Origin of the sequence: Streptomyces sp. NPDC079141, assembly GCF_040686775.1 — a bacterium.
GTDB lineage: Bacteria > Actinomycetota > Actinomycetes > Streptomycetales > Streptomycetaceae > Streptomyces.
Window position 1 is genome coordinate 850888 of sequence record NZ_JBFBLP010000001.1, and the last position, 12589, is coordinate 863476.

General features: G+C 71.5%; 13 protein-coding genes. 6 read left to right on the top strand and 7 right to left on the bottom strand.

Annotation, left to right across the window (positions count from 1 at the left end):
- Positions 1-82 precede the first annotated feature (82 nt).
- The 3 genes from AB0Q90_RS03980 to AB0Q90_RS03990 form a co-directional block, all read right to left on the bottom strand.
- The gene (locus tag AB0Q90_RS03980) at positions 83-2218 is read right to left on the bottom strand and encodes an EAL domain-containing protein (RefSeq protein ID WP_363159085.1); all 2136 of its coding nucleotides are present in this window, start codon (positions 2216-2218) and stop codon (positions 83-85) included.
- A complete protein-coding gene (locus AB0Q90_RS03985) occupies positions 2215-3027 on the bottom strand; it encodes an SAM-dependent methyltransferase (protein ID WP_363158852.1) in 813 nt (270 codons plus the stop codon). The genes AB0Q90_RS03980 and AB0Q90_RS03985 overlap by 4 nt, the downstream gene beginning before the upstream one ends.
- Before the next feature lie 316 nt (positions 3028-3343).
- Positions 3344-4291, bottom strand: coding sequence for an SCO0930 family lipoprotein (locus tag AB0Q90_RS03990; protein WP_363158853.1), 948 nt, complete (start codon positions 4289-4291; stop codon positions 3344-3346).
- Between the two features lie 755 nt (positions 4292-5046).
- Here AB0Q90_RS03990 and AB0Q90_RS03995 point away from each other — a divergent pair.
- The 3 genes from AB0Q90_RS03995 (at position 5047) to AB0Q90_RS04005 (ending at position 6715) form a co-directional block, all read left to right on the top strand.
- Positions 5047-5178: a hypothetical protein gene (locus tag AB0Q90_RS03995; RefSeq protein WP_363158854.1), complete on the top strand. Its 132-nt coding sequence runs from the start codon at positions 5047-5049 to the stop codon at positions 5176-5178.
- A 16-nt stretch (positions 5179-5194) separates the two neighbouring features.
- A complete protein-coding gene (locus AB0Q90_RS04000) occupies positions 5195-5959 on the top strand; it encodes a hypothetical protein (protein ID WP_363158855.1) in 765 nt (254 codons plus the stop codon).
- A 222-nt stretch (positions 5960-6181) separates the two neighbouring features.
- Positions 6182-6715 (top strand): hypothetical protein, encoded by a 534-nt coding sequence (locus AB0Q90_RS04005; protein ID WP_363158856.1) that lies wholly within the window; start codon positions 6182-6184, stop codon positions 6713-6715.
- 95 nt (positions 6716-6810) lie between these two features.
- Here the strand turns inward: AB0Q90_RS04005 and AB0Q90_RS04010 are convergent, their stop codons facing one another.
- Entirely contained in the window at positions 6811-7302 is a 492-nt protein-coding gene (locus AB0Q90_RS04010; RefSeq protein WP_363158857.1) for a hypothetical protein, read from the bottom strand.
- 342 nt (positions 7303-7644) lie between these two features.
- On the opposite strand from AB0Q90_RS04010, the gene AB0Q90_RS04015 reads away from it, so the two are divergent.
- Positions 7645-8307, top strand: coding sequence for a class F sortase (locus AB0Q90_RS04015; protein WP_363158858.1), 663 nt, complete (start codon positions 7645-7647; stop codon positions 8305-8307).
- 33 nt (positions 8308-8340) lie between these two features.
- On the opposite strand, the gene AB0Q90_RS04020 is transcribed toward AB0Q90_RS04015, so the two are convergent.
- Positions 8341-9189, bottom strand: coding sequence for a polysaccharide deacetylase family protein (locus AB0Q90_RS04020; RefSeq protein WP_363158859.1), 849 nt, complete (start codon positions 9187-9189; stop codon positions 8341-8343).
- 191 nt (positions 9190-9380) lie between these two features.
- Here AB0Q90_RS04020 and AB0Q90_RS04025 point away from each other — a divergent pair, with 191 nt between their 5' ends.
- Complete coding sequence (locus AB0Q90_RS04025) at positions 9381-9842, top strand: universal stress protein (protein WP_363158860.1); 462 nt, start codon at positions 9381-9383, stop codon at positions 9840-9842.
- Positions 9843-9860: 18 nt separating this feature from the next.
- On the opposite strand, the gene AB0Q90_RS04030 is transcribed toward AB0Q90_RS04025, so the two are convergent.
- Complete coding sequence (locus tag AB0Q90_RS04030; protein WP_363158861.1) at positions 9861-10676, bottom strand: alpha/beta hydrolase; 816 nt, start codon at positions 10674-10676, stop codon at positions 9861-9863.
- A gap of 72 nt (positions 10677-10748) precedes the next feature.
- Between AB0Q90_RS04030 and AB0Q90_RS04035 the strand changes: the two genes are divergently transcribed.
- Positions 10749-11237: a MarR family transcriptional regulator gene (locus AB0Q90_RS04035; protein WP_363158863.1), complete on the top strand. Its 489-nt coding sequence runs from the start codon at positions 10749-10751 to the stop codon at positions 11235-11237.
- Here AB0Q90_RS04035 and AB0Q90_RS04040 read toward each other — a convergent pair.
- On the bottom strand, positions 11234-12382 hold the full coding sequence (locus AB0Q90_RS04040; protein WP_363158865.1) for a CapA family protein: 1149 nt from the start codon (positions 12380-12382) through the stop codon (positions 11234-11236). The genes AB0Q90_RS04035 and AB0Q90_RS04040 overlap by 4 nt on opposite strands.
- Positions 12383-12589: the final 207 nt, after the last annotated feature.

Genomic DNA, 12589 nt, shown 5'->3' on the forward strand with positions numbered 1-12589 from the left:
CCCCTCTTCGATCGTAGGAAGGGGGCCACCGGCAGGCCACCGCGCGGCTGCCGCTCTCAGCTCACCGCGCGGCAGACGCTCCTCACCCCGTCGCGTCCACCAGCGCCAGCTCGTGCAGCCGCTCGGGCGGGCCCGGGCGGGCGTAGTACCAGCCCTGGGCCGTGTCGCAGCCGAGTATGCGGAGCTGCTCGGCCTGGGCCCCCGTCTCGACGCCCTCGACCGTCACCGCGAGGTTCAGGCTGTGGGCAAGCGAAACGATCCCCTCGACGATCTTGAGGTCCACGGGGTCGGCCGGGAACTGCTGCATGCTCTGGGTGAAGGAGCGATCCAGCTTGAGCACGCTCACCGGCAGCCGGCGCAGGTTGGCGAGGTTGGAGTAGCCGGTGCCGAAGTCGTCCAGGGCGATGTCGACGCCCATCTCGGCCAGTCGGCGCAGCGGCTTGAGCAGGTCGTCGTCGGCGCCGATCAGCGCCGACTCGGTGACCTCCAGGCACAGCGCGTCGGGTGCCACGCCCGTGCGCTCCAGGATGTCGACCGTGTCCTGCACCAGACCGGGGTGCGTGAGCTGGCACGGCGAGAGGTTGACGTTGATGCGCAGCGGGCCGGCGTCGGAGTGGCGGTCCCGCCACTCGCGGGCCTGCCGCACCGACTGCTCCAGCACCCAGCGGCCCAGCGGAACGATCAGTCCCGTGTGCTCGGCGAGCGGGATGAACCGGTCCGGGCCGAGGACGCCGTGCTGCGGATGCAGCCAGCGCACCAGCGCCTCCGCGCCCCGGACGCTGCCGTCGCCGAGGTGCACCAGCGGCTGGTACTCGATGAAGAACTCGCCCCGGTCCAGGGCGGTCGGCAGCGCGGTGGTCAGGCCGTGCCGGGTGATCGCGCGGGCGTCGGCCTCCGGATCGGCCAGTTCGAAGCGGTTGCCGCCCGCCGACTTGGCCCGGTACATGGTGATGTCGGCGCTGCGCAGCACCTCCGCGGGGCTGCGCTCGCCCGCCGGGCCCTCGACGATGCCGATGCTGCCGCGCACGGTCAGCTCCCGGCCGTCCACCATGATCGGGGCGACCAGCGCGTTCATGATGCGGGCGGCCAGCTCGTCGACCTCGCGCTCGGTGTCGGTGCCGGTGGTCAGCGCCACGAACTCGTCGCCGCCGAGCCGGGCGACCATCTCGCCGGGCGCGGTCGCGCAGGACTGGAGCCGGTCGGCGACCTCCACGAGCAGCCGGTCGCCGGCCGCGTGGCCGAGGCTGTCGTTGATGGTCTTGAAGCCGTCGAGGTCGAGGTAGCACAGCCCGAACCGCTGGCCCGTGCCGGCGCCGAGCGCCTTCTCCAGGCGTTCGAAGAACAGGGTGCGGTTGGGCAGTCCGGTGAGCGCGTCGTGCGTGGCCTCGTAGCGCAGCCGGAGGTTGAGCAGCCGTCGCTCGGTGGTGTCCTCCATGAGGGCGAGCTGGTACTCGGGGTTGCCGTCGGCATCGCGGAGCAGGGAGACCGTCAGATTGGTCCACAGGACCGTTCCGTCGGGGCGGTAGAACGCCTTCTCGACGTGGTAGTGCTCGCGCTCGCCGCGGACGAGTTCCTCGTAGAGCTTCCAGACCTGCGGGGCGTCCTCGGGGTGCGTCCACTCCATGACGTTGCGGCCGCGCACCAGTTGTTCCGCGCCGCCGAACATGCGCACCAGCGCGCCGTTGACCTGCAGTATGTTGCCCGAGAGATCGGCGATGCCGATTCCTATGGCGGCGCCCTCGAAGACCGCACGGAAGCGGGCCTCGCTGGCGTGCAGGGCCTGGGCGACCGCGCCCTGCGCCTGGAGGGCGGCCGCCGAGATCGCCTCCTGCTCGCCCAGGGTCCGCTCGCGCAGCGCCTGCGCGTATCCGGCGGCCATGGCGTGCTGGAGGCGGGCGCAGCGGGCCCGCAGGTCGTCCTGGTCGCCGTCCTCGCCGCAGTACAGGACGAGATAGGCGTCCACGCAGTCGAGGCTGCGGCTGAGCGCTTCGGGGTCGGTGCAGTGCGCGGAGACAAGGGCGGCGCCGACCGCCCTGCCCTCGTCCGCGTCGAACGCCCGGGCCCGCAGCGCCTGGCTCAACCGCCGGGCGAGCGGCAGCAGTTGCTCCTCGAACTCCGGCCGGGTCGACGACGTCGAGGTCACCGGGAACACGGCCCGGCTCCAGATCGTCGCGAACCGGCGCAGTCTGTCCTCCGGCCCGTCCGGCCCCGCGCTCACGCCGTACGCCCAACGCCCGCGAAACCGGAGAAGGCCCATGGATCCTCCTCCTCCGGTGCGGTGTCCGGCCGCCACTGCGGCATCGACACCAGTCCGGGTTCCACCATGTCGTACCCCTCGAAGAACCGCGCGATCTCGTCGCGCGAGCGCATGATCAGCGGGTTGCGAATGTCCTTGTATACGCCGACCGTGCCCTCGGCCCGCTCGGTCGGCAGCGGGATTCCCTCGTACGAGGCATGCGTGAGGATCAGCATGCTGCCGGGCGCGAGGGCATCGCGCAGTTCGGCCACTGCCCCGTAGGGGTCGTCCGCGTCTTCCACGAAGTGCAGTATGGCAACGAGGAGCAGCGCCACCGGACGGTTCAGGTCGATCAGCCGCTCCACCTGAGGGCTCGCCAGGATGTCTCCGGGCTTGCGCAGATCGGCCGCGAGGACGTCCGTGGCGTCGTCCCCGGCCAGCACAGCCTGGCTGTGCGCGACGGCCACGGGGTCGTGGTCGACGTAGACGACGTGCGCGTCGGGGGTGGCCGCCTGGGCCACCTCGTGGACGTTGCCGAAGGTCGGGATGCCGGAACCGATGTCGAGGAACTGGGTGATGCCCTCGGCGGCCGCATGACGCACGGCGCGGCGCATGAACGCCCGGTTCGCCTGCATGATCTTGGGAAGTCCCGGCAGGAACTCCATGGCCTTGCGGGCCGCTTCCCGGTCCACCTCGAAGTTGTGCGAACCGCCCAGGTAGTAGTCGTAGATTCGCGAGACGCTCGGCACCGAGATGTCGATGCTCCGTGGTGCCCAGGCGGGACGCTCCATCTATCTCTCCAAGGCTCAGGCGATCCAGTGTTCGAGCTGAGGCTACTGATCGCCCGCCAAAGGAGCGAGCCGAAACGGAAATTGACCGTCCGTTCCCGGTCACTGCCTGCGGCACGTGCCGAATTGTGCACCCGCGAATCCACTACGAAATGCGACCGAAGCATTCCACAGAGTTCTCAACCATGCTGAAGGGGACGAAGAGTTGGGGTCTCGCACCGCACAACGGTCCGCCCCCTCCGTGCGGTGCGGAGGGGGCGGACCGGTGGGTCGCGCGCGCTGACCGTTCGTCCGGCACTCGCTCTCTCTTGCCGCCTCCCTACTCCTCCTCCGGCGCGCCGACCGGCTTTCCGTCGGGCGCCACGGCGAACCAGGTGCCGCCCACGCCCTGACCGTTGGTGTCGCCGGGAGCCTTGTCACCGGCGAAGGTGTAGATGGGCCAGCAGTTGACCGTCTGCTGCTTGGCGCCGTCGGGCCGGGTGAAGCTCATCAGGCCCTTCTTCTGCACGCCCTTGGTGTCGTCGTTCGCCACGGGCGCCACGACCGGCCACTTCTCCAGGCAGGCGCCGGTGCAGGCGGACACCGGCTTCGGCCAGGCCTCGTCCTTCATGAAGCGGTAGACCGTCATGCCGTTCTTGTCGACGACGATCTCGCCGAGGTTGGGGTCCTTACGGGTGGACAGGCCGGGCAGATCGGCCACCTGGGCCTTCTTGCCGTCGGGGGCCAGCGCGTACCAGGTGCCGCCCACTCCCTGCCCCTTGGCCTCACCGGCGTTGACATCCTTTGCGTACCGGTACGCGGGCCAGCCGCCCACCGTCAGCTGCTTGGTGCCGTCGGCCCGGGTGACCTCGCCGAGCAGCGCCTTGTCGATGCCCTCGCCGGCGGTGGCGTCGTCCGCCGGAACCGGCGGCCAGGTCGTGGCGCAGTCGCCTTCGCAGTTCGACTTCGGCGGCTCCGCGGTGTCCTTGTCGAAGCGGTAGAGGGTCAGCCCGGCACTGTCGGTCAGCACCTTGCCGAGTTCGGCGTTCGTCGCCACGGACAGCTCGCCGGCGGAGTCCGCCGGGGCCGCCGCCCCCTGCGCACCGGCGCCGGTGTCGGCACTCGATCCCAGTCCGGTACCGGCACTTCCGTATTCGCCCGCCGCGGCCGTGGCGCCCACGTTCTGGCTGCTCGCCGGCGGGGTGCTCTCCGAACCGCACGCCGTCGTCAGCGCCAGCACGGCCACGGCGCTCACCACGAGCGAGGCGCTCCGCCACGAGGTCTTCATCGTCAACTCCCCATAATCGCAAGGGTGTTGCAGCGCCCTGCTGCGCCGCCGCACGACACTGGGTACGCACGGGGACCATGGTCGTGTTCAACGGCCTCACAAATTTCTTTCGGAAACCTGTGACACCGCGACCCCGAGTCGCACAGACGCTCGGCCCGCTGGACGCATGAGCGACCATCGATCAAACGGCCGGACACGATAGTTCCCCCCTTCGGGGCAATCCCCGTTGCTGCGGGGGGTGCAAGCCTCCTCCAGGCCTCATGATCTCCGTCGTGCATGCACTCGAACCGACCCAATCCGCCCTCGGCGCACGGGTGTTGGCCGCGGTGGCGCTGACCTGGCTCCTGGTGGGGGTGCCGGCCGGGCCGGCCGCGGCCGACGCCTGCGCGTACGCCTCGACCGGACCGGGGGGCACGGAAGCGGTCGCGGTCGCCGGGAGCGCCACCTGGCCCACTCCGCCGTCGTGCCCGTCACCGACCCCGCCTCCCCCGCCGTGCCCGTCACCGACGCCTACGCCGACACCGACGCCCACCCCCACACCGACGCCGAAGCCGCCTCCGCCGAAGCCCACGCCCACGCCCACCCCGGACCCGCCACCGAAGCCGACCCCGAAGCCACCCCCGGCCCCGACGCCCCGGCCGGCGGCGCCCCTCCCGCAGCCGCCCCCGCCACCCCCGCCCACCCCGACGCCCACGCCGAAGCCGACCCCACCCCCGTCGGCCAGGCCCGCCCCGCCACCCCCCTCCGTGGCCCCCGTGCACTACCCGCGCTACCGCGCCACGCAGCCGCAGAAGCGGCCGGCGAACAGTGCCACCGACCCCCTCACCTTCGTTCTGCTCATTGCCGCGCCCGCCGTGGTCGCCGTCGCCGCGCTCCGTCCGCGCTGATCCCTGGAGGCACCCCTTGCCGGAATGGCTTGTTCTCACCCTCGCGATGCTGGCCGCGTGCGTCGTGGTGGTCGTCATCACGTTCGTACGGCACCGCACCGCGTCGGACAACGAGGACCCCTCCGAGACCCCGGACGTCATCGAGTACATGACGATGTGGATCGGCGTGGTCTACGCCATCGTGCTGGGCCTGGCCATCGCGGGCGTCTGGGAGGGCCGCAGCGCCGCCCAGGACCACGTCCAGGCGGAGGCCGTCGCGCTGCACGAGGTCTCCGAACGGGTGCGCGTCTACCCGCCCGACGTCCGCGACCGCATTCGGGAGGATGTCAACGCTTATGTCGGACACGTCGTGAACACCGAGTGGCAGACGATGGCCGACCAGGGCGAGGTCACCGACCGCGGCGCCGAGCTCCTCCAGCGCGTCCGCGAGGACGTCACCGACTACGAACCGCGCACGGACTTCGAGGCCCAGGCCTACCAGCCGCTCGTCGACCAGGTGGCCGCCGCCGACCAGGCGCGCAACGCCCGCGCGAACTCCACCGGCGAGACCATGCCGGGCGTGGTGTGGTTCGGGCTGATCGCCGGGGCCGTGGTCACCATCGGGATGATCCTCGCCCTGCAGATCAGGCGGACCCCACGGGAACTGATCCTCGCCGTGCTGTTCTCCGCGCTGATCGCCTTCCTGCTCTTCCTCATCTGGGACTTCGACGCGCCCTACAGCCGTGGCATCACGGCGTCCGCGGATCCGTTCCTGAACCTCTTCCCGGGCGTCAAGGACTGACGAGCGCTCACCCGCCGGACGGCCGGGGGTCGGGGCGCCGCGCCGCCCGTGTCCCCCGGTCGCAGGAACGGTGTCCCCTGTGCGGCCCACACGCGTGCCCCATTCGCACGACTGCGTTCGCGCACGTGTGCGCACCTTCCTAGCGTTCCGATCATCGAGGTGCATTTCTGGCGCAAGCGGAAAAGGTCCGCAGCTGCTCCTCGGGGACCCGGAGGATCCACCATGCGCGCGATACGCGTCGCTTCGGCCGCACTGCTGGGCGTGACCGCCCTGACCTTCACCGCGCCCGCCGCCCTGGCGAAGGGCGACGACAACATCACGCCGTTCGGCTTCAGCGTCCTGCCCTCGACCATCGCCGCGGGCGGGCAGGTCACGCTGCGCCTGGACCGTGACAACGGCGGCTGCAAGGGCTCCGCCACGGTCACCTCCGCGGTCTTCGACACGATCACCATTCCGTCGCACAGCAGCCAGGCGACGGCCGTCGTGGACTGGGACGCCAAACCGGGCGCCATGTACCGGGTGACGTTCGCCTGCGACGGCATCAGCGGCTCCACGAGCCTGACCATCGCCGGCGGCCGGCCCACCCATCAGCCGGTTCCCCAGCCCTTTCCACCGGGAGGCGTGCACGCCGGTGAGGGCGGCAGCTCCGCCGGGTTCGACCTCAAGGAGATCGGCCTCGGCGCGGCGCTCATCGCGGGCTCCGTGGGAGCCGCGTACCACCTCTCCCGGCGGCGCACCGGGGAGGACGGCGGCTGACCACGGCCCGCCCGCACAGGCCGTTGCCCCGGCCCCCTCGCGGAGGGGGCCGGGGCAACGGCCTGTGCACGTGCGATCCCCGAAGAGCGTCGGGCTCAGATGCGCTTCTCGGACCGGCGGCGCATCCAGAACAGCCCGCCGCCGACCAGCGCGGCGGCCACGAGCCCACCGCCGATGGCCATGTCGGTGGGGGTGGCGCCGGAGGAGCTGCTGCCGCCGAGACCACCGCGGACACCGCCGATGACGGTGAAGGCGGCCGGCTTGGTCAGCGTCTTGCCCTCACCGCAGCTGGCCGTGATGTCGTAAGTGCCCGGGCTGGCATTGCTGTTGATGGTGACCTTCGCACTCGACGTCGAGCCTCCCATGGAGGTGAGCTTGGTGGTCGGGAACGCCGACGACGAGACCGTGCTGCCCGGCATCTGGCAGGACGTCCCGTCCACCGTGATGGTCAGTTGCCCACCGCGGGCGATGACACTGGGCAGGGCCACGATATTGCTCGGGTCGGTCCAGGCGGCGGCCGTCGGTGCGGCGAGCCCGAGGGCGGCGACCGCCGCTGCTGACACCGCCAGGGCACGGGAGTTGCGCATCTGATCCTCCGCGGGAGACGCCCCGGGAACCGTCCCCGGTGGATCGGCGAGAAAGCGCCTCCCGGAAAAACCCTCAGATGCCGTGCAGCGGCCCGCATTTCGGCAATGGTCCGTCCTGGTGAGAGGACACGCCGAGCGATAACCGCACAATCGGATATCGCCGCAGGTCACGGACCGTCAGAAATTTCCTTGCGGCGGCAACTCGGATGGCGCACCACCCCCTGCCGAAAGGGGCCGGGGCCACCCGTTCGCTGCTGCCCCGTCGCCGGTTCGGCGCGCCGGACTTAGCGTTCTCGTATGCGCGAATGACGGGGCGACGGCCGCGTCGAGAGGGGAATACGAATGTCTGCGTCCGAGCTGGCCGAAGAGGAGGAGCAGCGGAAGAAGCGCGCTCCTTGGGGCGTGATAGCGCTTGTTCTACTGACCGGCCTCGCGCTCATTCGGAATGGTTCGGGGGAATTCGACGTGGGCCCGCCGCAGCCCGCGTCGGCGGCCGCGGCCGACAGCCGTGTGCCGGGCGGCACCTTCGCCAAGGCCCCGGCTCCGCTGCCGTACGCCGTGCCCGACCGGGTGCGGATCCCCTCGATCCAGGTCGACGCGCCGATGATGCCGGTCGGCCTGGACGCCGCCGGCTGGGTCGACGCCCCGCCGCCGGAGGACCCGAACCTCGCCGGCTGGTTCACCGGCGCCGTGGCTCCCGGGGAGAAGGGCACCGCGGTCGTGGTGGGCCATGTCGACAACAAGCAGGGCCCCGCCGTGTTCTACGGACTGGGGGCACTGAAGAAGGGAAACCGCGTCGAGGTCGCACGCAAGGACGGAAAGACGGCCGTGTTCGAGATCTACGGCATCGAGGTCTTCGAGAAGAACAACTTCCCCGGCGACCGTGTCTACGGCTCCAAGGGCTCCGCGGAACTGCGGGTCATCACCTGCGGCGGCGGCTTCTCCAAGCAGAACGGCTACGACGGCAATGTCGTCGCCTTCGCCCGCCTGGTCGAGGTCCGCTGAGCGTCCCCCGGCCGGGCGGGCTGCCGGCCCCCGTCAGGCGTACTGCCGCTGGGGGACGGTGACGTGATAGCCGGCGTCCAGCAGCCCGGGGAGATAGTCCCTGAGCGCGTGGACGCTCTGGGAGCGGTCGCCCCCGGCGTCGTGCGAGAGCACCACGACGCCGGGGGCGGCGCCGTTCTCGACCCGGCCGACGATGGTGCGGGAGCCGGGGGTGGTCCAGTCGAGGGTGTCGACGGTCCAGGCCAGCGGCTCCATGCCGAGTTCGGCGCCGAGCTGGAAGGCCGCCCGGTTCCAGGCGCCGTAGGGCGCGCGGAACCACCGGGGCCGATCGCCGTACGCCTCCTCGACGACGTCGCAGGTGCGTTCCATCTGTGAGCGGATCTCACCGCGGCTCAGCCGGGTCAACAGCGGGTGGGACCAGGTGTGGTTGCCGACCACATGGCCTTCGTCGGCCATGCGGGCCAGGAGTTCCTTGTGGTCGGCGGCCATCTCCCCGCACACGAAGAACATCGCGCGGACGTCGTACTCGGCGAGCGTGTCCAGGATGGCCGGGGTGTAGCGGGGGTCGGGGCCGTCGTCGAAGGTCAGCACCATCGTGCGGCCGCGTCCGGACATCCGTAGCAGCGGGGCGCTGCGGACGAGGGTGCGGCGGGGCGCCGCTCGCGGCGGGCCGTAGCCGGTCAGGGGCTGGAGTCGGTAGGAGGAGGGTTTGAGCGGGCGGCGCGCCGGGGGGCCGGCGGCGGGCGCGGCGGCGCGTACCGGCTCCTCGCCCCCGCCGAGCGCGAACAGCCCGGCGGTACCGGCCGCCCCGACGGCGGCCGCACCGGCGAGCAGGGCCCGGCGGCGGGTGAGCAGCCGTGTGAGCAACTGATCCTTCTGCATGACTCATCAGTCGCCCGGCCGGGCACCGACGCACCACAACGACACCGGAGCGGCGGCAGGATTCCACCCGGGCGGCCTATGACGGGTCGTCAGGCCGGGGATGGCGCTCAGCCTCACCAAGCACTCCGGCCCTGCACCCGTCGAGCGGGCCCACGACCGCGGTACCTGCGGTTTCCGATAGCCTCGAAGCCGTGACGGAACAGCACGCGCAGGGGTTCGAGCGGGGCACGGACGGGCCGAAGGTCATCGTGGTCGGGGTGGACGGCTCCGACTCCTCACTGCGGGCGGCTGCCTACGCGGGCGGTCTGGCCCGTCGGCAGCGGGCGCTGCTCGCCGTGGTGTACGTACAGCCGGTGATGTCGGCGGGCGCGGCGCTCGGGGCGCCGGTCGCTGAGGCGACCGACGCGATCGCCGAGGACCTCGTCGCGCAGATCCGGGAGGCGACGGAGCGCACGAAGGGGATATTCGACGTGCGCTGGGAGTTCCACACCTTCCGCGGCGACCCCTACAGCGGGCTGGTCAAGGCGGCCGACGAGCTCAAGGCGGACGCCGTGGTGGTGGGCGCCTCCGAGCAGGCCGGGCACCGGATCGTCGGTTCGGTCGCGGTGCGGCTGGTGAAGGCCGGGCGGTGGCCGGTCACGGTCGTGCCGTAGCCACCGCGCGGCCGTTTCTCAGAGTGCGCGGAGGAACTCCAGCAGGATCTTGTTGAACTCCTCGGGCCTCTCCAGGTTCGGGTAGTGGCCGACGCCCTCGATGGTCACGGCGCGGCCGTCGCGGACGGTGCCGGCGAGCCGGTCGGCCGCGTCGATCATCTCGGCGGGCTCCAGGGTGCCGTTGAGGGCGAGCAGGGGGACCTCGATCCGGTCCAGACGGGACCAGGAGTCGGTCACGCGCACATGCCAGTCCTTCTCGCCGGGCGTGTGCTTGGAGACGGTGTGCAGGGCCATCTCCTGGAGCCGGCGGGCGATCGAGGGGTCGAAGTCGTCGGCCGACCGGTGCTCGCCGGGCAGGACCCGCAGGAAGGCGGCGAGCCAGCCCTGGATGTCACCGGCGCCGAGCGTGCGCGCGTACTCGGCCTGGATCTCGCGGGTCCAGGCGTCGCTGTACTGGAAGTCGCCGGTCGCGGCGCCGCAGGTGACCACGGCACGGACGAGTTCGGGGTGTTCCAGCAGCGTGTCGGTGACGACGACCCCGCCCATCGACAGGCCGACCAGGACCGCGGGCCCCGCGTCGAGGTGGCGCAGCAGGTCGGCGAGGTCGTCGGCCCAGCGGAACGGCTGCGTCGCGTTGGCCGAGAAGCCGTGGCCGCGTACGTCCGGGGCGATCACCCGGTACTCGGCGGCGAGCGCCGGTATCTGGTCCGCCCAGAAGCGGTGGTCGACGAAGCCGGCGTGGACGAGGACCACGAGGTCCCCGGAGCCGGAGTCGAGGTAGGCGAGGTCGCCGTCACGGGACGGGAAGAAACGAAGATCCGAAGCACCAGTCATGACAACCAAGGTGTCATCTCGCCGCGACTTTGACAACCTGGTTGTCATGATGGGCCGGTGCATGATGTCCTGGTGAACGACAACGACGCCCCGCTCCCCCCCGACGAACTCGGCCACCGCGTCTCCGAGGTGTTCGACCTGATCGGCGCGCTCTACCGCCGCGGCCTGCGCAAGATCGAGCAGGGCGAGGAGGTCGAGGGGGTCTCCGTCGGCGTGCGCTCCGTGCTGGTGCTGCTGCGCAGGTACGGGTCCATGACGGTGCCCCAGATGGGCCGGATCATGGCGTTGTCCCGGCAGTTCGTGCAGCGCATGGTCAACGACGCGGTGGCCGGGGGCTGGGCGGAGGTCACGCCCAACCCCGCGCACCAGCGGTCCTCGCTGATCCGGATCACGGGCGAGGGCGAGGCGCTGATCGACGCGATCCTCGCGCGCGAGCACGCCCTGAACCGGCAGGTCGGCGGCGATCTCACCGACGCCGAACTGCGGGCGTGCAAGCGGGTGCTGAAGGAGATGCTGAGGACCTTCGACCACGTGGACGTGGACCAGGTGGACGTGGACTAGTCCCCCATCACGAGCCCGTCCGCGGCGGCGCCCCGGCTCAGCACCACGTCCCGGATGCGGTCGCGCACGGCGCGTACGTCGGCGCCCTGGGCGAGTGCTGCGTTGAGGTTCACCACCCGGCCCGCGTCGATGTCGAACACCTGCGGGACGAACTCGGCCTTCGTCACCCGCCAGCGCCCGCCGGGCTGCGCGGGCGGGGCGAAGGTGAAGCGGCCGAGGGTGGACTGGTTGCCGCGCGGGTCCTGGACCCCGGAGTGGTTGAACATCTCGCCGGCGATCTGGTCGCCCATGCCGTAGATCACCCAGGTGCCGTTGACCTTCTCGTAGGCCTGCGGGACATGGGCGTGCGTGCCGAGGATCAGGTCGACGTCGGGCCGGTCGCCGGTGCGGGCGGCGGTGAGGGCGCGGGCCAGGGCCGTCTGCCGCTCGTCGGGCTCGTCCTGCCATTCGGTGCCCCAGTGCAGCGATACGGCGACCACGTCGGCGCCCGCCTTACGGGCGGCCCGCGCGTCCGCCAGGATCCTGTTCTCGTCGATCAGGTTGACCGCCCAGGGCTGTCCCGGCGGCAGCGGGAAGCCGTTGGTGTCGTAGGTGTAGGCGAGGTGGGCGACCTGCGCGGAGCCGGCGCGCAGCACCGTGACCGTGCGGGCCTCGGCCTCGGCGCGCGCCGATCCGGCGTGCCGTACGCCGGCCCGGTCCAGGGCGTCCAGGGTGCGGCGGATGCCGTCGGCGCCGTCGTCGAGGCTGTGGTTGGAGGCGGTGGAGCAGCCGTCGTAGCCGGTCGCGGCGAGGCCGGCGGCGACCTCGGGCGGGGACTTGAAGGTGGGGTAGCCGGTGTAGTCGCCGTTCTCGCCGTACACGGTCTCCATGTGGCACAGGGCCACGTCGGCGCGGGAGACGAGCTGTTTCACCCCGGCGAACATGGGACGGAAGTCATGGCCGGTGCCGCCCGCGTCGAACCGGGCGCGGTCGATGATCGAGCTGTGCGGGAGGACGTCGCCGGAGGCGACGAGGGTGAAGCCGCGGGGGCCTTCCGCGGAGGGAGCGGGGCGTCCCGGCGCCTCATGCCGGTCGGCCTGACAGGCGGCGCCCGCGGCGAGGAGGGCGGTCAGGGCCAGGGCCACCTGTCTACTGCGTGCGATCATCTCTCACCCCGATGTAGTCGTATTTACACACCAATAGGTAAGAATCAGGACACGCTTGCGCCCGGCTCCGACACGCTCATTAGCCCGTCCGGCCCGCGCGCGACGGGTGGCCGGGACCGTTCGTCGAACCGTTCGTCGACGCGATCGACCGTCCGCCGCAGATCCGTGTGCGCGCCCTGTCCCCCGACGACCCCCTGCGATGCCATA